General features: G+C 65.4%; 23 protein-coding genes. 16 read left to right on the plus strand and 7 right to left on the minus strand.

The genetic code is table 11. The features are described from left to right. Both AC3A6I_RS04665 and AC3A6I_RS04670 read right to left on the minus strand, forming a co-directional pair. A complete protein-coding gene (locus tag AC3A6I_RS04665; protein ID WP_487542089.1) occupies positions 1-252 on the minus strand; it encodes a DUF4170 domain-containing protein in 252 nt (83 codons plus the stop codon). Then, entirely contained in the window at positions 249-1,133 is an 885-nt protein-coding gene (locus AC3A6I_RS04670; RefSeq protein ID WP_487542091.1) for a 3'(2'),5'-bisphosphate nucleotidase CysQ, read from the minus strand. Before AC3A6I_RS04670 ends, AC3A6I_RS04665 begins: the two co-directional genes overlap by 4 nt. 260 nt (positions 1,134-1,393) lie before the next feature. On the opposite strand from AC3A6I_RS04670, the gene AC3A6I_RS04675 reads away from it, so the two are divergent. Further along, a complete protein-coding gene (locus AC3A6I_RS04675) occupies positions 1,394-1,924 on the plus strand; it encodes a DUF6101 family protein (protein WP_487542093.1) in 531 nt (176 codons plus the stop codon). A 144-nt stretch (positions 1,925-2,068) separates the two neighbouring features. Here the strand turns inward: AC3A6I_RS04675 and ubiA are convergent, their stop codons facing one another. Then, positions 2,069-3,004: a 4-hydroxybenzoate octaprenyltransferase gene (gene ubiA, locus AC3A6I_RS04680; RefSeq protein WP_487542094.1), complete on the minus strand. Its 936-nt coding sequence runs from the start codon at positions 3,002-3,004 to the stop codon at positions 2,069-2,071. Positions 3,005-3,060: 56 nt separating this feature from the next. Between ubiA and AC3A6I_RS04685 the strand changes: the two genes are divergently transcribed. Beyond that, a complete protein-coding gene (locus AC3A6I_RS04685; protein WP_487542096.1) occupies positions 3,061-3,810 on the plus strand; it encodes a 16S rRNA (uracil(1498)-N(3))-methyltransferase in 750 nt (249 codons plus the stop codon). 82 nt (positions 3,811-3,892) lie between these two features. Further along, a complete protein-coding gene (locus tag AC3A6I_RS04690) occupies positions 3,893-5,257 on the plus strand; it encodes a glutamate--cysteine ligase (protein WP_487542098.1) in 1,365 nt (454 codons plus the stop codon). A 161-nt stretch (positions 5,258-5,418) separates the two neighbouring features. Here the strand turns inward: AC3A6I_RS04690 and AC3A6I_RS04695 are convergent, their stop codons facing one another. After that, positions 5,419-6,297 carry a hypothetical protein gene (locus tag AC3A6I_RS04695; RefSeq protein WP_487542099.1) on the minus strand — a complete coding sequence of 293 codons (879 nt, stop codon included), beginning with the start codon at positions 6,295-6,297 and terminating at the stop codon, positions 5,419-5,421. Between the two features lie 59 nt (positions 6,298-6,356). After that, positions 6,357-7,244 (minus strand): LysR family transcriptional regulator, encoded by an 888-nt coding sequence (locus tag AC3A6I_RS04700; protein ID WP_487542101.1) that lies wholly within the window; start codon positions 7,242-7,244, stop codon positions 6,357-6,359. 155 nt (positions 7,245-7,399) lie between these two features. On the opposite strand from AC3A6I_RS04700, the gene AC3A6I_RS04705 reads away from it, so the two are divergent. Next, complete coding sequence (locus tag AC3A6I_RS04705) at positions 7,400-7,672, plus strand: hypothetical protein (RefSeq protein ID WP_487542103.1); 273 nt, start codon at positions 7,400-7,402, stop codon at positions 7,670-7,672. A 280-nt stretch (positions 7,673-7,952) separates the two neighbouring features. Here the strand turns inward: AC3A6I_RS04705 and AC3A6I_RS04710 are convergent, their stop codons facing one another. Further along, positions 7,953-8,651, minus strand: a complete 699-nt coding sequence (locus AC3A6I_RS04710; RefSeq protein WP_487542105.1) for a gamma-glutamylcyclotransferase — start codon at positions 8,649-8,651, stop codon at positions 7,953-7,955. 12 nt (positions 8,652-8,663) lie between these two features. Continuing rightward, the gene (locus AC3A6I_RS04715) at positions 8,664-9,197 is read right to left on the minus strand and encodes an invasion associated locus B family protein (protein ID WP_487542107.1); all 534 of its coding nucleotides are present in this window, start codon (positions 9,195-9,197) and stop codon (positions 8,664-8,666) included. A gap of 320 nt (positions 9,198-9,517) precedes the next feature. Between AC3A6I_RS04715 and coxB the strand changes: the two genes are divergently transcribed. The 12 genes from coxB (at position 9,518) to AC3A6I_RS04775 (ending at position 22,339) form a co-directional block, all read left to right on the plus strand. Beyond that, a complete protein-coding gene (gene coxB, locus AC3A6I_RS04720) occupies positions 9,518-10,423 on the plus strand; it encodes a cytochrome c oxidase subunit II (RefSeq protein WP_487542109.1) in 906 nt (301 codons plus the stop codon). Positions 10,424-10,457: 34 nt separating this feature from the next. Next, on the plus strand, positions 10,458-12,152 hold the full coding sequence (ctaD, locus tag AC3A6I_RS04725) for a cytochrome c oxidase subunit I (RefSeq protein WP_487542111.1): 1,695 nt from the start codon (positions 10,458-10,460) through the stop codon (positions 12,150-12,152). A gap of 47 nt (positions 12,153-12,199) precedes the next feature. Then, positions 12,200-13,132 carry a heme o synthase gene (locus tag AC3A6I_RS04730; RefSeq protein WP_487542112.1) on the plus strand — a complete coding sequence of 311 codons (933 nt, stop codon included), beginning with the start codon at positions 12,200-12,202 and terminating at the stop codon, positions 13,130-13,132. Further along, on the plus strand, positions 13,123-13,299 hold the full coding sequence (locus AC3A6I_RS04735) for a hypothetical protein (protein ID WP_487542114.1): 177 nt from the start codon (positions 13,123-13,125) through the stop codon (positions 13,297-13,299). The genes AC3A6I_RS04730 and AC3A6I_RS04735 overlap by 10 nt, the downstream gene beginning before the upstream one ends. Continuing rightward, positions 13,299-13,853: a cytochrome c oxidase assembly protein gene (locus tag AC3A6I_RS04740; RefSeq protein WP_487542116.1), complete on the plus strand. Its 555-nt coding sequence runs from the start codon at positions 13,299-13,301 to the stop codon at positions 13,851-13,853. Before AC3A6I_RS04735 ends, AC3A6I_RS04740 begins: the two co-directional genes overlap by 1 nt. A gap of 1 nt (position 13,854) precedes the next feature. Beyond that, on the plus strand, positions 13,855-14,688 hold the full coding sequence (locus AC3A6I_RS04745; protein ID WP_487542118.1) for a cytochrome c oxidase subunit 3: 834 nt from the start codon (positions 13,855-13,857) through the stop codon (positions 14,686-14,688). A gap of 169 nt (positions 14,689-14,857) precedes the next feature. After that, the gene (locus AC3A6I_RS04750; protein WP_487542120.1) at positions 14,858-15,235 is read left to right on the plus strand and encodes a DUF983 domain-containing protein; all 378 of its coding nucleotides are present in this window, start codon (positions 14,858-14,860) and stop codon (positions 15,233-15,235) included. After that, positions 15,228-15,998: an SURF1 family protein gene (locus AC3A6I_RS04755; RefSeq protein ID WP_487542122.1), complete on the plus strand. Its 771-nt coding sequence runs from the start codon at positions 15,228-15,230 to the stop codon at positions 15,996-15,998. Before AC3A6I_RS04750 ends, AC3A6I_RS04755 begins: the two co-directional genes overlap by 8 nt. A 97-nt stretch (positions 15,999-16,095) precedes the next feature. Then, entirely contained in the window at positions 16,096-17,502 is a 1,407-nt protein-coding gene (gene thrC, locus AC3A6I_RS04760; protein ID WP_487542123.1) for a threonine synthase, read from the plus strand. After that, the gene (locus AC3A6I_RS04765; protein ID WP_487542124.1) at positions 17,499-18,761 is read left to right on the plus strand and encodes a M16 family metallopeptidase; all 1,263 of its coding nucleotides are present in this window, start codon (positions 17,499-17,501) and stop codon (positions 18,759-18,761) included. The genes thrC and AC3A6I_RS04765 overlap by 4 nt, the downstream gene beginning before the upstream one ends. Before the next feature lie 18 nt (positions 18,762-18,779). Continuing rightward, positions 18,780-19,382, plus strand: a complete 603-nt coding sequence (locus AC3A6I_RS04770) for a GNAT family N-acetyltransferase (protein ID WP_487542126.1) — start codon at positions 18,780-18,782, stop codon at positions 19,380-19,382. A 134-nt stretch (positions 19,383-19,516) separates the two neighbouring features. Then, positions 19,517-22,339: an EAL domain-containing protein gene (locus tag AC3A6I_RS04775; RefSeq protein ID WP_487542127.1), complete on the plus strand. Its 2,823-nt coding sequence runs from the start codon at positions 19,517-19,519 to the stop codon at positions 22,337-22,339. The last annotated feature ends 39 nt before the right edge of the window (positions 22,340-22,378 follow it).

Here is a 22,378-nt window from a genome sequence, read left to right on the forward strand (position 1 = left end):
CTATTCTTCGTCGTCTTCGGGATTGAGCAGCCGGTGCAGGTGCACCACGAAGTAGCGCATCTCGGCGTTGTCCACCGTCAGCTGCGCCTTCTGCTTCCACACCGCGTGGGCCGCGGCATAGTTAGGGTAGACGCCGACCAGGTCCACGGCGGCCAGGTCCTTGAAAAATACGTCTTCACCCTTTTCGACCTCGCCGCCGATGACGAGGTGCAAGAGCTGTTGCTTGGGTTCGGCCTTCTTGGCTTTGCTCACGGCTTGAGACGCTCCAGATCGACTTCCTGCGGCTGCGGGCAGCCATAGACCTTGACCAGCGCCGCATGTAACGGCGCTTTTAGCGAAGGCTCCCTGAGGGCCGCAAGCGCGCCGTGCCGGATTTCGGGGCGGTTGAAGCGCAGGGCACCTATGCACACATCCTCGAAGCCGATCCCCGCCTCGGCAAGAATGCACGCCGCGCCGGCAATGTCCCAGTCCTGCGCGCCGCGTCGCGTTACTGCCGCATCGAGATATCCGGTGGCCACCTGCACCAGCCGGTAGGCCAGGGAGGGGTAGGCCGGGCCGCGCTTGTAGTCGAGGCCAAGCGCCTGCAGCTCCTGATGCACGGCTCCCGGCGCCGGGATCAATGGCAAGGTCTGTCCGGGGTGCCGCTGGGGCACAAGCGGACGGCCGTTGAGCTGGGCCCCTTCGCCGAGTGCCGCGTCGAACATCTCGTCGCGCGCCGGCGCGAAGACCACGCCAGCCACCGCGATGCCGTCCTCGACTACGGCCAGCGACACCGTCCAGCTGTCTTCGCCCCGGATGAACCCGCGGGTCCCATCGATGGGATCGACGATGAACACGCGCCGATGGCTCAGGCGATCCGGGTTGTCTGCCGTCTCCTCGCTCAGCCAGCCATAGCCCGGGCGTGCGGCGAGCAGCGTGTTGCGCAGATAGTCGTCGAGCACGATGTCGGCCTCGCTGACGGGCGAGGCGTTTTCCTTGGTCCAGGTCTTGAGGTCGCGGCGAAAATAGCCCGAGGCGATGATGCCAGCCGCGACGGCGGCGGACCGCAGCAATTCGCGGTCTTCCGCGGCGGTCGTTGTCTCGGCGATGTCGCTGTTTTGTCCGGCCATATCCGGCGCCGCTTCTAGGCGCATCGCGCCCGCGTAACAAGGCCCGCCGCGAGCGCCGTGACGGCAAGTTACGCGTGTCCAGATCACAGTCGGAGATTTGGTTAAGTGTGAGCCAGTTCAATCGCTTAATGCTGCGTTACACCCGGTCACACCCCGCTAACCCTGAGCAAAGCCAACCCAAACTTAACCCAGTTTCTTAAGCGGGGCGCCAATGGGGGGCGCTAGATTGGCGACATCAAAGAGGGCGGAAAAACAAGCTCTCGAAAGTTGACAGGAAGGTTGCCATGAAGGGTCGTGTTGGGATCGACGGTTCGTCCGTCGTGATGCTGTTCAGCGAGGGACGCAAGCCTCGCACCCCCGCCGTGACACCGCGCCATTTCGGACCGGCAAATGACAATGGTCCGAGGGACCCGATCCACACCGTGACCGTGCGCCGCACGCTCGAAAAGAGCGGCGTGGCGATCAAGATCAAGGTGCCGGTCGACGAATTCATCGGCGTCGCCGTCTCTACCCATATCAGCGACGAAGGGCTGCTCTCGAGCGCCATCGAGCTGGTGCACGGCGATCCGGAGCTGAACTACCGGGTGTTCGAGGAGGTCGGAAACTCGAACGTCGTCGCCGAATGGCAGAACTGGGGCAAGAAGCTTCGCCTGCCGCTCTACATCAAGGCGGGCGACGGCAACCTGCTGCCCTACTCGCAGACCGTCGATGGCGTGGCGCTGGGCGAAAAGCACGATCGCCGGCGGCTTGTTGCCGAGGCAGCCCGCCGTCCGCGTTTCCTCAATCGCCGCAAGCCGGGCGAAACTGCATCCTGACGGAACTTTTCCGGCGCTTTCGCCGTTTCTAGTCCAATCACCGGCAGTGATCCCATGCACGTTTGAGCTGCCGGAAATCTCGTAGCGACCTCCAAGACTTACGAGCGGACCGATCCCTTCTCCCGGGGTCGGTCCTTCGCTTTTTCAGGCCAGCCAATCGATCAGCAAGGCCAGCGTCAGGGCCACGCCGACCCAGTGATTGGAGCGGAAGCGGACCATGGCGTTGGTGGCGTTGTGCGGGTCGAGGGTGCGGATCTGCCAGGCGAACAGGCCCGCTGGAACGAGCATTAGTACGAGATAAACCGGCCCTGCACCGGCCGAAAGTCCGGCCCAGGTCCAGAGTGACAGCGCGCCCAGGTAGAATAGTCCGACAAAGGTCCGGGCCCGGCGCCCGAACAGGCGGGCGGTCGAGCGGACGCCGATCAATGCGTCGTCCTCGATGTCCTGCAGCGCGTAGATCGTGTCGTAGCCGATGGTCCACAGGATCGAGCCGGCATAGAGCAGCAGTGGGGGGAGGGCGAGGCTGCCGGTCTGCGACGTCCAGCCGATCAGCGCGCCCCAGTTGAAGGCGAGGCCGAGAAAGAGCTGCGGCCACCACGTCACCCGCTTCATGAACGGGTAGATGGCGACCAGCGCCAGCGAGGAGACGCCGAGGATCACGGTGAGGCTGTTGAACTGGATGAGGACGATCAGCCCGACGAGCAACTGCACGAGGAGGAACAGCGCCGCCTCCTTCTTGCTCACCTGCCCGGAGGGAATCGGCCGCGAGCGGGTGCGGGCGACCTTCATGTCGATGTCGGTATCGACGATATCGTTGAAGGTGCAGCCGGCGCCGCGCATCACCGCCGCGCCGAAGAGGAACAGTATGAGCGCCCAGAGGTCGAAACCGAGCCCCGGGGTCGCCAACGTGGCGAGCGCGAGGCCGAAGGCGCAGGGCCAGAACAGCAGCAGCAGCGGCGTCGGACGGTCCCAGCGTGCCAGCCGGCCATAGGGCTTCAGCCAGGCCGGGAAATAGTCGTCGACCCAGTTGCCGCGCTGTGCGTCGGCCACCCGGCCTGCCGATTTGTCGGGGCTTTGCATCCTGCCTCGCCTGTGAGCTAATGGCTGTTCAGCCACTCAGCGTCACGCGTACCACGATGCCCAGATCGCACAAGACCCTGCCACGCCTCTATGTCGAGGCGCCGCTCGCCGCCGGCGGTCACCTCGAACTTGGCCGTGACCATACGAACTACCTGCTCTCCGTGCTGCGGATGAAGCAGGCCGACGCGCTGGTCGTGTTCAACGGCAGCGACGGCGCGTGGATGGCCCGCATTGCCGACGATCATCGCAAGGGCGCGACGCTCGAAATCGTGGTGCAGACCCAGCACCAGACCGCCAAACCCGACCTGTGGTTCGGCTTTGCCCCGCTCAAAACCGGGCGGCTCGACTATCTGGTGCAGAAGGCGACCGAGATGGGGGCAGGGGTGATCCAGCCGGTGATCACCCGCTACACCCAGGTCAGCCGCCTTCGCACCGACAAGCTCGTCGCCAATGTCATCGAGGCGGCCGAGCAGTGCGAGATGCTGAGCGTTCCGGTGGTTCCCGAGGAAGTGGCCCTCACGGACCTGCTTGCTCAGTGGCAGCAGACCCAGGGCCTGCGCCGCCTGATCTTCTGCGACGAAAGCGCGCCCTCCACCTCGCCGGTCAACCAGTTGCGCGACCTTGATGGCCTGACGGTCGGCATCCTCATCGGCCCCGAGGGTGGCTTCTCCAACGAGGAGCGGGCGCTGCTGCTGGCGCAATCCTTCGTCGTCCCGATCAGCCTTGGCCCCCGCATCCTGCGTGCCGATACCGCTGGCGTGGCAGCCTTAGCGGTGGTTCAGGCCATCATCGGTGATTGGCGATAAAGCCCATTGCAATCGCAACGCGGGCGGCTATGTTCCCGCCCGCCCGGCACCCAGCCCGGCCGACGACCCGTTTGGAGTGCCCATGGCTGGCGAAGAACATGCCCCGCTGATCGAGTCGCGGGCCGACCTCATCGAGGTAATGGCAGTTGGCGGCAAGCCCCGGTCGGAATGGCGTGTCGGCACCGAGCATGAGAAGCATGTCTACCGCAAGCAGCCGATCCGGCCCGTTCCCTACGAGGGCGACGACGGCGTCCATGCGCTGCTGAAGGGCATCGAGGCGCGTACCGCCTGGCACCCGTTCTGCGACCGCGGCAACCCGATCGGCCTGCGCAATCTGGGCGCGATCGGCGGCATCTCGCTCGAGCCTGGCGGCCAGTTCGAGCTATCCGGCGCGCCGCAGCAGACCATCCACGACGCGGCTCTCGAGCTGGACACGCATCTCGAGGATTGTCGCGCCGTCGGCGGACCGCTGAACATTCATTTCCTCGGGCTGGGCGTGACCCCGCTCTGGGCCGTCCGCGACATCCCGGCCATGCCGAAGTCGCGCTACGGCATCATGACCCCCTACATGGACAAGGTCGGCACGCTCGGCACTTCGATGATGTATCGGTCGGCCACCGTGCAGGCCAATCTCGACTTTTCCGACGAAGCCGACATGGTCAAGAAGCTGCGCGTTTCGCTGGCGCTGCAGCCCATCGTCACCGCGCTGTTCGCCAACTCGCCCTTCGTCGATGGCAAGCCCTCGGGCTACCTGAGCTTCCGCTCGCATATCTGGCTCAACACCGATCGCGACCGCACCGGCATGCTGCCGTTTGCGTTCGAGACGGGCTTCGGCTTCGAGCGCTACGCCGACCACGCCCTCGATGTCCCGATGTACTTCGTCATCCGCAATGGCGAGTACATCAACACCGCCGGCGAGAGCTTCCGGGCCTTCCTCGATGGAAAGCTGCCGCAACTGCCGGGGGCCAAGCCGACGATCAAGGATTGGGAGAACCATCTCTCGACCCTGTTCCCCGAGGTGCGGCTGAAGCAATTCCTCGAGCAGCGCGGCGCGGACATGGGCGACCGCGACCACGTGCTCGCGCTCTCGGCCCTCTGGGTCGGCCTGCTCTATGATGACGAAGCGCTCGACGCGGCCTGGGACCTGGTCAGCGACTGGACCGAGGCGGAGCGCCAGACGCTGCGCAACGAGGTGCCGCGCACGGCGATCCACACCCCGTTCCGCGCCGGCACCGTCGCCGACATCGCCCGGATTGTCGTCGATCTCGCTGGCGATGGCCTGCGCCGGCGCAAGTACGTGCAGGGCGGCAATGACGAGACGATCTTCCTGAAGCCGCTCAACCAGACGCTCGACCTCGGCAAGACCCAGGCCGACCGCTGGCTCGACAAATACAACGGCGAATGGGCGGGCGATCTCGGCCGCATCTTCGACGAAGCCGAGATCTAGAGCACTTCTCGATCAGACCGGGGCAGGCGCCCCACCCGCAATGTCATCCCCGCGAAGGCGGGAACCCAGTCCGGGCGCCGAGCGTGCGGCCGCTGGATCCCCGCCTTCGCGGGGATGACGCCAGAGTGTGTGGACCGCCTCAAACGTTAAGCGTTCCCGCTCTATGGCGCCCGGGCGAAGCTCGGGTCGGCGATGTGGACCACCACGTTCACCTGCTGGCCGGGCTCGACAAACAGCTGCACATAGGGGGCGAGACGGGTGGCGTCTGGCCGAGGCTGGCCCGATCCCGTCACCTGTTGCTCGTCGCCGGCGTCGCTCAGCGGCACGCCTTTGAACAGCTCTCCAAGATAGACCGACTCCTGGAACATCGCGGTCCGCAGGTAGAGTTCGCCCTGGCCGTCGGGGCTGGGTCGGTCTTGCCGGCCGGACAGCTCGGCGACCCACGTACCGGGCTCTGCCGGTTCACCCGTGCCGGTCAGCACGTTGATATAGCCCTGCCGGGTAGCAGTGCCGACGAAGTGGATCGTCGCGTCATTGGCCCCCGCGGCAACCACCTCGGCCTCGATGCCCGTGGCGCCGGGCCCGCCGCTCTCCTCCAGCGTCCAGCCGTCCGGAAGGGACAGGGGCTCGCTCGCCGCGACCAGTGGCCTCACCACCGCGGCATCCGGCGTAGTGGACGGAGGCTGCGCCGACGCTTCGGTGGTGGCCGATCCGCCTGCCGCCGTGCCGATGGCTGATTGAACCGCTGCGATCGCCTCGGGCAGCAATGGACCACGCATGCATGCATCGCCGATCCCGGCGCTGCGGCAAAAGGCGTTCAATGAACTGATGGTCTGCTGGGTCAGCAGGCCATCAACGGGCCCGGCATACTCGCCTCTGTCAGCGAGGAAGCGCTGCACGAACAGCACATAGCTGTTGGCATCGCCAGCCGCCATTTCGACCAGATTTCCGGGGATTTTCAGCGAGGTCGGCGTATCTTGCGCCGCGACGCCTGTCGCAAGGAACAGGCTCGCAGCGACCAAAACAATATTTGTCCGCATTATACACCTCTCCGCCCGTTACTTTGAGCCCGGGCGGGAGGGGTGTCAACCGAGCGCGGCTATTCGGCGGCCATCGGCAGGCTGTCCTGGCCATCGAGATTGCCCATCGAGGCGACGATGTGGCTGGCCAGCGCATCGTAGATGCCGCCATAGGCATGGCTGGCGCGCATGATGGCGATTTCGGCATCGCGCAGGCGGGGCAGGTCGCGATCTTCGGCGATCACCCGCATACCCGGCTGCAGCGCGCTTTCGGGCAGGAAGCCGACCGCGAGGTCGGTCAGTACGGCGCTGGCGATCGCCATGGCGTTCGAGGAGGTATAGGCGATCCGATAGTCGCGCCCGATGCGGTTCAGCACCTCGATGGCGTTTTCCTTCCAGCAGCACTGCAGTCCGCCCGCAATCGGCAGCGGCTCGGTGGCCAGCGCCTGCCCGCCATGCGAGGCGACCCAGAACATCCGCTCCGTGCGGAACAGCTCGCCATATTCATGGTTGGTGCCCTGGGTGAAGACGATGAGGTCGTACTTGCCCTTCTTCATCCCCTCGAGCAATTCCTCGGACGGCTGGCAGCGCACATCGACCACGATCTTGGGATGGGTGCGCTGGAAGCTTGACAGGATCACCGGCAGCAGTCGCACCGCGTAATCGTCGGGCACGCCGAAGCGGATCGAGCCCTTGAGGTCGCCGTCCGAGAATACGTCCATGATCTCGGCATTGATGCGCAACATGCGGCGCGCCCGCGAGTAGAGCGCATCGCCATACTCGGTCAGTGACACCGAACGGCCGTCGCGCGTCAAAAGCGGCTGGCCGAGGCGTTCCTCGAGCCGCTTGATCTGCATCGACACCGCCGACTGGGTCTTGTTCACCCGCCGGGCGGCTTCGGTGAAGCTGCCGCAGTCGGCAATGGCGCAGAAGCTCTGCAACTGGTCGAGATCGAGGGGAGTGGTCATCCGCGTCTCCATCACGAAATTTGATGATCTAGATGAAATCTATTTGTTGGACGAATGGAAGGCAAGGGCTCATATCGAGCCTCATCGGCGGTCAGGCATCGCCACCACTGCCGCGGCGCTCCCTGCTGCGGCCCGTTCAAAATCGGAGAAGGACCATGGTCCACTTGCTTTCGAGCGAGCGGCCGTCGATGGCTGCCGCGTCTACGCATCCGTTCAGCGCCCTGGTGAACTGGTTCGCCAAAGCCCGCGCTCAGCGAGCCCGCCGCATCGCCCTCGAGTCGCTTCTCGAGTACGACGTTCATCGTCTTGATGATCTCGGCATCAACCGCCAGGATCTGTTCGAAGCGCTCGATAGCCCCAGCCAGCGCCCCGGCTTCAAGCTGGCGCAGAAGCGGGCCGAGAGTTCACGCCATTGGCTCAACCTGTAGGCCATCGCCTGCGTTTCGAGCCCACGCTATGGCCAATCCCAGATTGTGCCATCTTCGGGCCGGTTCACCCACCGGCCTTGTTTCCTGATGAACTGCCGGGTCTTCGGACCCGGCTTTTTTGTTTTTGGGCCCTTCAGTCGGGTTCGAGCGCGCCTTCTTCCCACCGGCTGTCACCCCAGCGAAAACTGGGGCCCAACTCTCGGCCCGTGCTGGTGGCGCGTTGGATCCCAGCTTTCGCTGGGATGACACCGAGTTTGGGGATGGGCTCCGGGGCCCGAGCTCAGCCCATCGCATCGAGCCGTTCGGCCACCAGCTCCTGCAGCCGCCACAGGTGGGAATCGTAGATGCCCATGTCCTCGAGATGGCGGACGGTATTGTAGAGATACTCGACCATCGAGCCCCGGCTGCCGACCGCCCTGGCCAGCACATCGGCGACCTGCGCCTCGCTGAGGCCCGAGACGTAGCGGCCCGAGTTGCGATCCATGCAGAAGGTGAAGGCGCGGATCGGGCCCTGCTCGGTCGCCACCGTCACCCAGCGCGGCGGAAACGCCGAGGGCTTGCGGCCCATCTCGCGCCGGCACAGCAGCTCGACATTCTCGGCGGCCTTGCCGGGCGGCAGCCGGTAGAGCGCGCCCTTGCAGGCTCCGCCCCGATCAAGCGCGAGCATCAGGCCCGGATTGGCGTCCGAGCCGCGGAACCGCGTGTTCCATCCAAGGCAGAAGGCGCGGTGCCAGCCGCGCAGCAACCCGGTACGGATCTCGACGAACTCGCAGGCCGGCTTCCAGATCAGCGAGCCATAGGCGAACACCCAGACCTGGTCGGAGCCGTCGCTGCCCGCGAGGATGTCGCGCGTGAACTGGGCATAGTCCTCGTCGGTCGCCATCTGGCCATCGGCACTGGCCTCATCCGCGGTGACGAGCAGCGCCATCCGTTCGACATGGGCCTCGCTCAGCCGCATCACACGATGTCGGGGCGCCATGCGAAGGTCCTGTTAGGGCAGCTGGGCGAAGCCGTCTTTGAAGCCGTTCAGCGACACCGGTATGCCGATGCCTTCCTCGGGCGTCTTGAACACGAAGAAGATCGCGCTCTTGCCGGTGGTGAGCTTCTCGATCAGCGTGTCGTCCAGCACCACCTCGGCGACGCAGCCATTGGGCAGACAGCGCACGAAGGCGACGCGGCCGATACTGGCCCCGTCGATATTGAGGCCGAGCCCGTTGGGCAGCAGCACGCCAAGCGGCGCGAGCACACGCAGCAGGCGCGCCTGCCGGTCGGCGGTGCGCAGCACGATCACCGACAGTCCGACATTGGGCTGGTCCTCGGCCGAGACGTTCTGGATCAGGGCGCACTGCTCGAAGCTGGCGCCGGGCGGCGTGTCGCAGCTCATCTGCCAGTCGCCATACTGGGCCTTCACCACGCCCTGGGCTGCCGCCGGCGATGTGCCGAGGCCGAAGCCGACAAAGGCGAGAACACCGAGCAAGCTGCCGATGAAGGATTGCCGCACTGAAAAGACTCTTCTGCTCTGCATTGCGAATCCCCGCGCGTCGGCGGGTCGCCTCCTTGATCGGTTAGCCCCGGGCGGCTGTCAACTCGCCGTGGGGCAGGGAGGGCGATAGACGCCTGCCAATCAAGGCGAGCATGAGGCGAGCGATCGACCTGTGCTAAGGTGCGTTTTGACGCAGTGTGCCCATAGCAGGTTCAATTGCCTTGCTGTCACCAATGTGGTTTAGACACGTTCCAAGTTTAGCGCTCCGAGGTTGAGTCGGGGCGGCGTTTTGCTATGCCGCGTATGTCAGCCTCAACCCGCGCTCGAACTCCGGACCAGACGGGATCTCAAGGGGGTTTTAGGTGACCGGCAGACTATTGACTTCGATCGGCTCGCTGGGAGCCGCCGCCCTCGCAATCGCTCCGGTGGCCGCTCTCGCGCAGTCGGCTCCCGGGCACCCGGTGCCGGGCCAGATCGGCCTGCAGCCCTCCGTGACCCCGATCATGGACTCGATCCACGCCTTCCACGACGGCCCGCTGCTGTGGACCGCCGGGCTGATCACGCTGCTCGTGCTGGTGCTGCTGGTCGTGTGCATCGTGCGCTTCAACGCGCGCTCGAACCCGACCCCGTCCAAGACCACGCACAACACCCTGATCGAGATCGTCTGGACGGTGGCACCGATCCTGATCCTCGTGATCATCGCCATCCCGTCCTTCTCGGTGCTGACCGACCAGCTGACCATCCCCGACGGCCAGCGCAAGTATCTGGGCTCGAACATCTTCTCGTTCGGCGATGTCGAGGTTCCCGCTCCCGCCCTGACGGTCAAGGCGACCGGCCAGCAGTGGTACTGGGACTATGAGTATGTCGATCAGCAGAAGACTTTCTCGTCCAACATGCTCACCGATGAGGAAGCGGCCGCCAAGGGCCAGCCGCGCCTCTTGGCGGTGAACTACGAGCTCGTCGTGCCGGTGGACACCACGGTGCGCGTCCAGGTCACCGCCGACCCGATCGGCGTGATCCACGCTTTCGCGCTGCCGTCCTTCGGCATCAAGATCGACGCCGTGCCGGGCAAGTTGAACGAGACCTGGTTCAACGCCCGCGAAACCGGCATCTTCTACGGCCAGTGCTCCGAACTGTGCGGCAAGGATCACGCCTTCATGCCGATTGCCATCCGTGTCGTGACGCAGGAAGAATTCGCGGCCTGGATGGCCGCGTTCCAGGCCGGCTCGATCGATGACGCCAACGCCACCCTGCCGGCTCTCAGCTGACGCCAAGCGACGAATATAGAAGGAATCGCACCAAATGGCCGATACTCACGCCCTGGAAGCCCATGATGGACATGCGCACGACGCTGCGCACGGCCATGGGCACATCACCGGGTGGCGTCGCTACGTCTACTCCACCAACCACAAAGACATCGGGATCATGTACCTGGTGTTCTCGCTCGCCGCGGGCGTGATCGGTGCGCTGCTGTCTGGCGCCATGCGCCTCGAGCTGATGCAGCCAGGCATCCAGTATTTCCACGGCCTTGCGGCCATGGCCTACGGTCTCGAGGGTGATGTCGCGCTCGATGCCGGCAAGCACATGTTCAACGTGTTCACCACGGCGCACGCGCTGATCATGGTGTTCTTCGTGGTCATGCCGGCGACGATGGGCGGCTTTGCCAACTATTTCGCGCCGCTGATGATCGGTGCGCCCGATACGGCGTTCCCGCGCATCAACAACATCGCGTTCTGGCTCCTGCCTTTTGCCTTCCTGCTGCTGATCCTGTCGCTGTTCTTCGAGGGTCCGTCGGGCATGTACGGCACCGGCGGCGGCTGGACCATCTACCCGCCGTTCTCGACCACCGGTCAGCCCGGCCCGGCCATGGACTTCGCGATTCTATCGCTGCACATCGCCGGCGCGAGCTCGATCCTTGGCTCGATCAACCTGATCACCACGATCTTCAACATGCGCGCCCCGGGCATGACGCTGCACAAGATGCCGCTGTTCCCGTGGTCCGTGCTGGTGACGGCCTTCCTTCTGCTGCTGTCGCTCCCGGTCCTCGCCGGCGCGATCACCATGCTGCTGACCGACCGCAATTTTGGCACCACCTTCTTCTCGCCTGAAGGCGGCGGCGACCCGATCCTGTTCCAGCACCTGTTCTGGTTCTTCGGTCACCCCGAGGTGTACATCATGATCCTGCCGGGCTTCGGTGTGGTCAGCCACATCATCTCGACCTTCTCGCGCAAGCCCATCTTCGGCTATCTTGCCATGGTCTACGCCATGGTCGCGATCGGCGCCGTCGGCTTCGTCGTGTGGGCCCACCACATGTACACCGTGGGCATGAGCCTCGATGTGCAGCGTTACTTCGTGGCCGCCACCATGGTCATCGCGGTGCCGACCGGCGTGAAGATCTTCTCCTGGATCGCCACCATGTGGGGCGGCTCGATCACCTTCCGTACCCCGATGCTGTGGGCGATCGGCTTCATCTTCCTGTTCACCGTCGGCGGCGTCACCGGCGTGGTGCTCGCCAATGCCGGTGCCGACCGCGCCCTGCACGACACCTATTACGTGGTGGCTCACTTCCACTATGTGCTGTCGCTGGGTGCCGTGTTCTCGATCTTCGCGGCCTGGTATTACTGGTTCCCGAAGATGTTCGGCATCATGTACAGCGAGAAGCTGGCCAACGCCCATTTCTGGATCACCTTCGTGGGCGTGAACCTGATCTTCTTCCCGCAGCACTTCCTCGGTCTGGCCGGCATGCCGCGTCGCTATGTCGACTATCCCGATGCCTTCGCGCTGTGGAACATGGTGTCCTCGATCGGCTACTACATCACCTTCGTCGGCCTCGTGCTCTTCCTCTACCTGCTGTTCGAAGCGGCTCGTAAGAAGCGTCCGGCTCCGGCCAATCCGTGGGGCGATGGGGCGACGACGCTGGAGTGGACCCTGTCCTCGCCGCCGCCGTTCCACCAGTTCCAGACGCTGCCGCGCATCGACAGCTCGGCGAACCACTAAGTCATCCTGCGGGGCGTTCGCGCCCCGCATCATCAAGGCGACCCATATTGGCCTACGTGCAGCACCATAGCCACGACCTCGCCCCCCGCGCCCATGAGGCGCGGGTCGAGGATTACGTGGCGCTGCTCAAGCCGCGCGTGATGTCGCTGGTCGTCTTCACCGCCTTCGTCGGGCTGATGCTCGCACCCGGCGGCATCAATCCGTTCGTCGGCCTCGTCGCCGTGGTCTGCATCGCCATCGGGGCAGGGGCCTCCGGTGCGCTGAACATGTGGTACGACGCCGATATCGACGCGGTCATGAGCCGCACGGCGAACCGCCCCATACCGGCCGGCCGCATGCCGCGCGACCACGCTCTGGCGCTGGGTCTCGTGCTCTCGGCCTTTTCGGTCCTGCTGCTCGGGCTCGCCACCAACTGGCTTGCCGCCGGGCTGCTCGCCTTCACGATCTTCTTCTACGCCGTCATCTACACGATGTGGCTGAAGCGCTCGACGCCGCAGAACATCGTGATCGGCGGCGCCGCCGGCGCCTTCCCGCCGATGATCGGCTGGGCCGCCGTTACCGGTACGATCAGCATCGAGTCGATCGTCCTCTTCCTCATCATCTTCCTGTGGACGCCGCCGCACTTCTGGGCGCTGGCGCTCTACAAGCAGGGCGACTACGGCGCCGCCGGCATCCCCATGCTCCCCAATGTCGCGGGCGAGCGGGTAACCAAGGCGCAGATCCTGATCTATTCGCTGCTGCTGGTCGGCTCGACCTTCGTGCCCAGCTTCACCGGTTTCATGGGCCCCATCTACACGGTGACAGCCGTGCTCACCGGCGCCGGCTTCGTCTGGCTCGCCTGGGCCTTGTTCCGCACGACCGAGACGGTGCCGATGAAACGCGCCGGCCGCTCGCTCTTTACCTACTCGCTCAGCTACCTCGCGATCATCTTCCTGGCGTTGATGACCGACCATATCGCGCAGGTAGTGGGATGGCTCTGATGACTGAACCGCAAAAGCCGCTCGATCCGGCGAAAATGGCCGAACTGACTGCCCGTCGCCGCAGGCGCTCCATCGCGCTGGCGCTGGTGCTCGGCGCGATCGTTCTCACCTTCTATGTGCTGACCATCGTCAAGCTGGGTCCGGCCGTGTTCGAGCGGCCGCTCTGATGACCGACACGACGCTTCCGCACGGCAATCCCAAGAACAGGCGGCTGGCGCTGATGCTGGCCGGCTTTGTGCTGCTCATGGTAGGGGCGGCATATGCGGCCGTGCCGCTCTATCAGCTCTTCTGCCAGGTCACCGGCTTTGGCGGGACCACCCAGGTTTCCGACGGCAACCCCAAGGGCGTCATCGCCCGTGAGATCACGGTGCGCTTCGACTCCAACGTCGAGTCCGGCCTGCCCTGGACGGTCACGCCGGCCAAGCCCATCACCGATAAGTTGGGCACGGTCGACACGGTGAACTTCATCGCCACCAACAATTCCGACAAGCCGGTCACCGGGCAGGCGATCTTCAACGTCACGCCCGAGCAGACCGGCATCTACTTCAACAAGATCGAGTGCTTCTGTTTCACCGAGCAGACGCTACAGCCGGGTGAGACGGTGGAGATGCCGATCGTCTTCTTCGTCGACCCCGACCTTGACCAGAATGCGGACCTCAACACGGTCCGCGATATCACCCTGTCCTACACATTCTACGCCGCCGATACCGAGGGAAGCTGACATGGCCGTCCACGCCAACCACGACTACCACCTGGTCCAACCCAGCCCCTGGCCGATTGTCGGCTCGATTTCGGCCTTCGTCATGGCCCTGGGTGCGGTGCTTTGGTTCCACGAACTGACCCCGCCCTGGATCCTGATCATCGGCTTCATCGGCGTGCTCTACACCTTCTACGCCTGGTGGGCCGACGTGATCCGCGAGGGCAAGGCCGGCGATCACAAACCGGTGGTGATGATCCACCTGCGCTACGGCATGATCCTGTTCATTGCCTCCGAGGTGATGTTCTTCGTGGCCTGGTTCTGGGCCTATTTCGACGGCTTCTTCAACTTCGCCGCGCCCGAGCAGTATGCGCGCGTGGAGTGGTCCGGCGGGCATTGGCCGCCGCAGGGCATCGAACTGTTCAACCCGTGGCACCTGCCGCTGTTCAACACGCTGATCCTGCTGACCTCGGGCACCGCGGTCACCTGGGCGCACCACGCGCTGCTGCACCGTGACAAGCGCGGCCTCGTCTGGGGCCTTGCCATCACCATCGCGCTCGGCGTGCTGTTCACCTGCGTGCAGGCGCTGGAATATTCCGAGGCCGGCTTCACCTTTGACGCCAACCTGTACGGCGCCGCCTTCTTCATGGCGACCGGCTTCCACGGCTTCCACGTGCTGGTCGGCACGATCTTCCTGATCGTCTGCCTGTTCCGCGCCATGCGCGACGAGTTCACCCCCGAGCACCACCTCGGCTTCGAGTTCGCCGCCTGGTACTGGCACTTCGTGGACGTGGTCTGGCTGTTCCTGTTTGCCTCGGTCTACGTCTGGGGCAGCTGGGGCGTGGCGCTCAGCCACTAGGGCGCTTCACGATCCGACGGCGGGGGGCCCTACTGACGCCGGAGTCTCGGGACCGCTTCGACCAAGGGCATGATCTGGAAAGGCGTGGCTTCGGCCGCGCCTTTTCGTTGCCCGCTACCGCGCCAGAATACCGCATCCGACAAGACGCATTTGTGCTAAACCGCCGCGCATGACCGATCCCGTTCCCGAGCACCTGCCATCTCCCTTTGCCACGGGGCTCGCCTGCCGCTGTCCACGTTGCGGTGAAGGCCCGCTCTTTTCAGGCTACCTGAAGGTGCTGCCGCGCTGCGAAAGTTGTGGCCTCGACCTCTCCTTCGCCGATAGCGGCGACGGTCCGGCGGTATTCATCATCCTCATCGTCGGCATCCTCATCGTCGGCGCCGCCGCCGCGGTCGAAGGGTTGTTTCATCCGCCCCCGTTCGTGCACCTGCTGCTGTGGATTCCCGGTACGGTGATCCTGTCGCTGCTGCTGCTCCGCCCCTTCAAGGCGACCATGATCGCGCTGCAGTACCGCCACCGCGCCGAACAGGGCCGCTTCGATGGCTGAGGCGACCCGTCCGACTGGTCGCCGGCGCCTGTTCTGGGGCTTCATCGCGCTGATGCTGGCGCTCATGGTGCTGTTCACCGCGCTCGGCGTCTGGCAGCTCGAACGGCTGGGCGAGAAGGAACGCCTGATCACCGCCGTCGAGCAGCGCATGCACCTGCCGCCCGAGCCGCTCCCGCCGGCCGCCGAATGGCCGGCGCTCGATCCGTCCGCCTGGGAATATCGCCCGGTCATCGTCTCGGGCACTTACCGGCCGGCCGATACCGTGCTGGTCTTCACCAGCCTCGGCGACCAGCGCGGCCAGTATGGCGGCCCGGGCTACTGGGTGATGACGCCGCTCGATCTCGCGGCGGGTGGCACGATCTTCGTCAACCGCGGCTTCGTCCCGCAGGATTCGGCGCAGGCCTTCGCCGGCGGCGGTGCCGCCGAGCCGGGGCTCATCAGCCTTACCGGCCTTGCCCGCTCGCCCGAAGCCGTCGGCAGCTTCACCCCGGCGCCCGATTCCGCCAAGCGAGTCGAGTGGGTCCGGGATCCGGTGCGCTTGGCCCGCATGGGCGGTACGGCGCCCGCCGACATCGCGCCGCTCACCATCGACCTGCCTGCGGGCCCGGCCGGGGCCCTGCCGCAAGGGGGCGAGACGGTGCTGAGCTTCCCCAACAACCATCTGGGCTATGCCATTACGTGGTTCGGCTTTGCCACGCTGGTGCCGTTCCTGCTGTTCTTCTGGGTGCGCCGGCAACAGCTGCCCACCGACGCCAAGCCATGAAACTTGCGACGCAGCCGCAGTTTCAATAGGGTGCGGCGCAATCCCAATCCCGCGTGTACGGCAGGCACGCGCAAGACACACGGGGCGCTTCCCCTACATGCAGTTCGTATCTACGCGCGGCGGGGCGGCCGTGCCCGGATTTTCAGACGCAGTCCTCGCGGGCCTTGCGTCCGATGGCGGTCTCTACGTTCCGGAACACTGGCCCCAGGTGACCCCGGCCGAGATCGCGGCCTTCGCCAACCAGCCCTATGCCGATGTCGCCTTCGACATCATCAGCCGCTTCATCGAGGGTGAAATCCCCGACGCCGAGCTTCGCCGCATCGTTGACGAAGCCTACGCTACCTTCCGTCACCCGTCCGTGACCCCGCTGGTCGAGCTCGAGCCGGGGCACTTCGTGCTCGAGCTGTTCCACGGTCCGACCCTGGCGTTCAAGGACGTGGCGATGCAGTTCCTCGCCCGGGTGATGGATCATATCCTCGCCCGGCGCGGCGCCCGGGCCACCATTGTCGGCGCCACCTCGGGCGATACCGGCTCGGCCGCCATCGAGGCCTTCCGCGGCCGCGATACCACCGACATCTTCATCCTCCATCCGGAGGGGCGCACGTCGGAAGTGCAGCGCCGGCAGATGTCGACGGTGCTCGACGCCAACGTGCACAACATCGCGCTGCGCGGTACGTTCGACGACTGCCAGGACATTGTGAAGGGCCTGTTCAACAACAAGCGCTTCCGCGATGCAACGCAGCTGAGCGGCGTCAATTCCATCAACTGGGGCCGCATCGTCGCGCAGATCGTCTACTATTTCACCGCTGCGGCGGCGCTCGGTTCGCCGCATCGCGAGGTGACCTTCGTCGTCCCCACCGGCAATTTCGGCGACATCTTTGCCGGCTATTGCGCCAAGCGCATGGGCCTGCCGATCCGGCAGCTGGTCATTGCCACCAATGCCAACGACATTCTCGCGCGCACGCTCGAGACCGGCCGCTACGAGGTGACCGGCGTCAGCCCGACGATCAGCCCGTCGATGGATATCCAGGTCTCGTCCAACTTCGAGCGCCTGCTGTTCGAGGCCGCCGGCCGTGACGCCGATGCGGTCAAGACCATGATGAGCGGGTTGAAGCAGTCGGGCGGCTTTACCGTCCCGGCCGGCGCCATCGCCGCCATTCGCCGCGACTTCGCCGCCGGCCGCACCGGCGAGGCGGAGACGTCCGAGACGATCCGTTCGGTCCAGGCCGCCTCGGGCTATCTGCTCGATCCGCATACCGCAGTCGCCGTCTCGGTTGCGCGCCAGTTCACCGGTGGCGACACGCCGGTGGTGACCCTCTCCACCGCGCATCCGGCGAAATTCCCGGCGGCGGTGAAGGCTGCGGCGGGCATTGAACCGGCTCTCCCGGCGTGGTTGTCTGATCTTTACCAACGGGAAGAACGCCTTACCGTCCTCGATAACGATCAGGGCGGCATCGAGCAGTTCATTTCGGCACGGACCCGCGTGCTGGAGGAGCACAAGTGACGGTCCGGAGTACGACGCTTCCCAATGGCATGACCGTCCTTACCGACGACATGCCGCACCTCGAAAGCGCGTCGCTCGGCATCTGGGTCAAGGCCGGCTCGCGCAGCGAAACCGAAGCCGAGCACGGCATCTCGCACGTGCTCGAGCACATGGCGTTCAAGGGTACCAAGACCCGCGACTCGCTCGAGATCGCTTCGACCATCGAGAATGTCGGCGGCGACCTCAATGCCGCGACCTCGGTGGAGCACACCGGCTATTTCGCCCGCGTGCTGAAGGAGGATGTGGCGCTCGCCGGCGACATCCTCTCGGACATCCTCCAGAACTCGCTGTTCGAACAGCACGAACTGGATCGCGAGCAGCAGGTGATCGTGCAGGAGATCGGCGCGGCGCGCGACAATCCCGACGACCACGTCTTCGACCTGTTCCAGCAGGCGGCGTTCCCCGACCAGGCGATCGGCCGCACCATCCTCGGCACCGTCGAGTCGGTGAACAGCTTCAGCCCCGACTCGATCCGCGCCTACATGGATCGCAACTACGTCGGCGACCACATGGTGTTGTGCGCGGCCGGCAATGTCGATCATGACCAACTCGTCGATATCGCCAACAATCGCTTCCACGACCTCAAGGCCACCGGCGCGCCGCCGCCCACCAAGGCCGCGTATGTCGGGGGTGAGCAGCGGCTTGTCTCCGACCACGAGCAGGCCCATATCGTGTTGGGCATGGAAGGCCGCGCCTATAACTCGGACGGCTTTTACGCCGTGCAGATCCTTGCCTCGATCCTGGGCGGCGGCATGTCGAGCCGGCTGTTCCAGGAAGTGCGCGAGAAACGCGGCCTCTGCTACTCGGTTTATGCCTTCCACTGGGCCTTCGCCGATTCCGGCATCTTCGGCGTCGCCGCCTCGACCGGCGAAGACGAGGTCGAGGAGCTGCTGCCGGTGGTGCTCGATGAGCTGCGCAAGGCCACCGAGACCATCACCGAGGATGAGGTGATCCGGGTGCGCAACCAGATTCGCGCCGGGCTCCTGATGTCGCTCGAGAGCCCGTCGTCGCGCGCCGGTCAGCTGGCCCGCCAGCAGATTCTTTGGGGCCGCACCATTCCGCTGCAGGAAACGGTCGAGCGCATCAACCGCATTACCGCCGATCGGGTGAAGCAGGTGGCCCGCCAGATCCTCGACGCCGGCAACGTATCGCTCGCCGGCATCGGGCCGGTGGACAAGCTTCCCGACTATCGCGACATCGCGGCGCAGCTGAAGCACTGACTGCATGGTGATGCCGGCATGATGCTCACCTGGTTCGCCCGCGACGATACCCCGATGCTCACCGGCCAGCGCGTGCTGCTGCGGGCGCCGCGCGCCGGCGACTACATGGCATGGCGCGACCTCAGGCGGGCGAGCCGCGAATTCCTGAAACCCTATGAGCCGCGCTGGACCGAGGCCGATCTCAGCCAGCGCGTGTTCTCGGCCCGGCTGAAGCGCGGCCGCGAGGAAGCCAAGTCGGGGACCGACTATTCCTTCTTCATTTTCACGCGCGCCGACGACCAGCTGGTGGGTGGAATTACGCTCTCCAACATCCGACGGCGGGCCGCCCAGTTCGTCAATCTCGGCTACTGGATGGGCCACGACTTTGCCGGCAAGGGCTACATGACCGAGTCGGTGGGCCTCGTCGTGCCGTTCTGCTTCGAGACGCTGGGGCTGCACCGCGTCCATGCGGCATTCCTGCCCGACAATGTCGCGAGCCGCCGTGTCCTTGAAAAGAACGGATTCTCCGAGGAAGGCTACGCCGAGCATTATCTGCAGATCGACGGCAAGTGGGCGGACCACGTGCTGTTCGGTCTGACCCGAGAGCGCTACGACGCCGCCAGCAGGCGGTCCCGGTCGTGAGCGCTTGTCCACAATGGGAAAGCCCGATACCTAGGGTGCCCAATCGAACCTGCGGCAAGGCTTTCCCCCAGCTGATGCGTCACATCCTACATCTCGCGATGTGTCTTGCGTTCATGCTGATCGGATCGCTCCCGGTGGCGGCCTTTGAGGTCATCACCGCGCCCGAGAACGTCAACGCCGTGAACCTTACGGGCGTGGCCGACATCGTGCCGGGCGAGAACGGCCGCGTGCAGCTGTCGACCGCCGCCGGCGAAGACGGCATTATCCGGCGCATCGAGGTGCTGGCTTCCGAGAACGGCACCAACCCGAGTTGGGCGCTGTTCGCGCTACGCAACGATTCCGATGTGCAGCTCGAACGCCTGCTGGTCGCGCCCTTCTTCCGGCTGCCCGGCTCCGGCGTGTTCCGCCCCGATCTCGGCGCCGAGCGCATCAAGGTGCTGACCCCCAGCGCCGGTATCCGTCCCGTCCGCCTCGCCGACCGCGAAGCCGACGTGTTCGAGGTGGTGATCGACCCCGGCGCGACGGTGACTTTCGTGGCCGAGCTGTCGAACGGCTCGCTGCCCGAGCTCTATCTCTGGCGGCCCGACGCTTATCGCGACTACGTCAACTCGTTCACGCTGTTCCGCGGCGTGGTGCTGGGCGTCGCGGCACTGGCGGCGGTGTTCCTCACGGTGATGTTCGTGGTGCGGGGACGCGGCGTCTTCCCGGCGACGGCCGCCTTCTCCTGGGCCGTGCTGATCTATCTGCTCGTCGATTTCGGTGTCGTCGGTCCCTTGCTGGGCATATCGAACGGTGCGGTGCAGCCATTCCGGGCCGCGGCCGAGGCTGGCATAGCCACGACCCTGTTCGGCTTCCTGTTCATTTACCTGAACCTCCACCGCTGGCACCTGCGCTTCATCCATCTGGCGCTGGCGCTCGTCGTGGTGTTTCTCGCGCTGTTTGGCTTTGCCTTCTTCCAGCCCTCCATTGCCGCGACCGTGGCTCGGCTGGTGCTGGCATTGCTCGGCGTCACCGGCTTCTTCCTCATCCTGCTGCTGGCGCTGCGCGGCTACGACCGTGCCGTACTGCTGGTGCCGACCTGGATCATCTACATCGCCTGGCTGTTCTACGCCTGGCTGGTGGTGACGGGGCAGGTGTCGAACGACGTGGCCCAGCCCGCCGTGGCCGGCGGTCTCGTGCTCATCGTCATGCTGCTCGGCTTCACCGCGGTGCAGCACGCGTTCTCCGAAGGACAGGTGTCGATCGGCACGCTCAGTGAGGTCGAGCGCCGCGCGCTGGCGCTCACCGGCTCGGGCGACTTCGTCTTCGATTGGAACATCGAGCGCGACCGAGTGACCGTGTCCGACGAGCTCGGCACGCGCCTTGGCGAAGGCAGGGGAGCGCTGCGTGGCTCGATCAAGCGCTGGCTCGACCGCATCCACCCCGAAGATCGCGATCGCTTCCGCACCGCCTTCGATACGCTGGTCGAGCTGCGCCGTGGCAAGGTCTCGGCCGATATCCGGCTCGCCGCGCATGATGGCAGCTTCCGCACCTTCCGCATGCGTGTGAAGCCGGTGCTCGGCTCGGACGGCCAGGCCAACCGCATCGTCGGCACGCTGCAGGACGTCAACGAGGATCGCGCCAGCCGCGACCGCCTGCTGCACGATGCCGTGCACGACACGCTGACCGGCCTGCCCAACAAGCAGCTCTTCCTCGATCGGCTGGAGCGCGCCCTGGTGCGCGCCCGCCTGCCCAACGGCATCAAGCCGGCCGTCTTCCTCATCGATATCGACCGCTTTACCGAGCTCGAGGAACGCGTCGGGCATTCGGCGGCCGACTCGGTGCTGCTCGCCATCTCGCGCCGCATCGCCCGCGTCATGCGCCCGCTCGATACCGTCGCGCGGCTCGGCGGCGACCAGTTCGGCGTCATCCTTGCGTCAGAGGCCGCGGCCGGAAAGATCGCCGAGACGGCCGAGCAGATCCGCAAGGCGCTGAAGTCGCCATTCAATTTCGGTGAGCGCGACCTGAGCCTTACGGCCTCGATCGGTGTTACCATCTATGACGGTAATCCGGTCGCTTCCCCCGACGTGCTGCGCGATGCCGAACTGGCCATGTATTACGCCAAGCGCCTCGGCGGCGACCGCATCGAGGCCTTCCGCGCCTCCGCCCGTTCCATCGCCGCCTACTCCAAGGCTGGCGAGGAGGACCTCGACCGCGGGCTGCGTCACGGCGAACTGGCCGTACAGTTCCAGCCGATCATGGATATCCACTCGGGCACTATTGCCGGCTGCGAGGCGCTGATGCGCTGGAACCATCCGCAACGTGGCGTGGTCGCGCCGGAAGAGTTCGTGCCGCTCGCGGAGCGCACTGGCCTGATCGAACGGCTCGGCCGCGTTGCCTTCGAGCAGGCCGCCGGCCAGGCCCGCGAATGGGCGGCGTCACTGCCGCTGCCCGAGGATTTCTTCGTCTCGGTCAACCTGTCGCCGGCGCAACTCGCCACCGAGTCGCTGCTCAACGATATGCGCGCGCTCGTGTCCGACCACCGCCAGATCGCCCGGCACCTGAAGCTCGAGATCACCGAGAGCCAGGTGATGAGCAACCCCGAGCATTCGGCCTATGTGCTGGCGGCTCTGCGTCAGATGGGGCTGCGCCTCGCGCTCGACGATTTCGGCACCGGCCACTCTTCGCTGAGCTACCTGCACCGCTTCCCGTTCGACACGATCAAGATCCCGGCGCCCTTCGTGCAACTGAGCGACGACAGCGGCATGAGCCACACCCAGGTGCCGATCATCCGCTCGATCATCACGCTCGCCAGCGAACTCGACCTCAGCGTCATCGCCGAGGGTGTCGAGACGATCGAAGAGATCGAACGGCTGCAGCAGCTCAACTGCCAGTTCGCGCAGGGCTTTGCGTTCGGCGCGGCGATGACCGGGCAGGAATTCGGCAAGCGCCTGCAGAGCCAGCTGAGCGGGCGGTAGCCGCAGTTTTCGCTAAGCCGCATCGACCATTGAACCACT

This window comes from Devosia sp. Soil_C_22 (genome assembly GCF_057657195.1).

Excerpts from the sequence above, each read along its gene's own strand:
- AC3A6I_RS04715 (WP_487542107.1), bottom strand. The coding sequence starts at position 9,197 with ATGCAGAGCAGAAGAGTCTTTTCAGTGCGGCAATCCTTCATCGGCAGC.
- AC3A6I_RS04710 (WP_487542105.1), bottom strand. The coding sequence starts at position 8,651 with ATGGCGCCCCGACATCGTGTGATGCGGCTGAGCGAGGCCCATGTCGAA.
- ubiA (WP_487542094.1), bottom strand. The coding sequence starts at position 3,004 with ATGCAAAGCCCCGACAAATCGGCAGGCCGGGTGGCCGACGCACAGCGC.
- AC3A6I_RS04690 (WP_487542098.1), top strand. The coding sequence starts at position 3,893 with ATGGCTGGCGAAGAACATGCCCCGCTGATCGAGTCGCGGGCCGACCTC.
- AC3A6I_RS04705 (WP_487542103.1), top strand. The coding sequence starts at position 7,400 with ATGGTCCACTTGCTTTCGAGCGAGCGGCCGTCGATGGCTGCCGCGTCT.
- AC3A6I_RS04770 (WP_487542126.1), top strand. The coding sequence starts at position 18,780 with ATGATGCTCACCTGGTTCGCCCGCGACGATACCCCGATGCTCACCGGC.
- AC3A6I_RS04670 (WP_487542091.1), bottom strand. The coding sequence starts at position 1,133 with ATGCGCCTAGAAGCGGCGCCGGATATGGCCGGACAAAACAGCGACATC.
- AC3A6I_RS04745 (WP_487542118.1), top strand. The coding sequence starts at position 13,855 with ATGGCCGTCCACGCCAACCACGACTACCACCTGGTCCAACCCAGCCCC.
- AC3A6I_RS04750 (WP_487542120.1), top strand. The coding sequence starts at position 14,858 with ATGACCGATCCCGTTCCCGAGCACCTGCCATCTCCCTTTGCCACGGGG.
- AC3A6I_RS04755 (WP_487542122.1), top strand. The coding sequence starts at position 15,228 with ATGGCTGAGGCGACCCGTCCGACTGGTCGCCGGCGCCTGTTCTGGGGC.
- AC3A6I_RS04685 (WP_487542096.1), top strand. The coding sequence starts at position 3,061 with ATGCCCAGATCGCACAAGACCCTGCCACGCCTCTATGTCGAGGCGCCG.
- AC3A6I_RS04675 (WP_487542093.1), top strand. The coding sequence starts at position 1,394 with ATGAAGGGTCGTGTTGGGATCGACGGTTCGTCCGTCGTGATGCTGTTC.
- ctaD (WP_487542111.1), top strand. The coding sequence starts at position 10,458 with ATGGCCGATACTCACGCCCTGGAAGCCCATGATGGACATGCGCACGAC.
- AC3A6I_RS04695 (WP_487542099.1), bottom strand. The coding sequence starts at position 6,297 with ATGCGGACAAATATTGTTTTGGTCGCTGCGAGCCTGTTCCTTGCGACA.
- AC3A6I_RS04735 (WP_487542114.1), top strand. The coding sequence starts at position 13,123 with ATGGCTCTGATGACTGAACCGCAAAAGCCGCTCGATCCGGCGAAAATG.
- AC3A6I_RS04740 (WP_487542116.1), top strand. The coding sequence starts at position 13,299 with ATGACCGACACGACGCTTCCGCACGGCAATCCCAAGAACAGGCGGCTG.
- thrC (WP_487542123.1), top strand. The coding sequence starts at position 16,096 with ATGCAGTTCGTATCTACGCGCGGCGGGGCGGCCGTGCCCGGATTTTCA.
- AC3A6I_RS04700 (WP_487542101.1), bottom strand. The coding sequence starts at position 7,244 with ATGACCACTCCCCTCGATCTCGACCAGTTGCAGAGCTTCTGCGCCATT.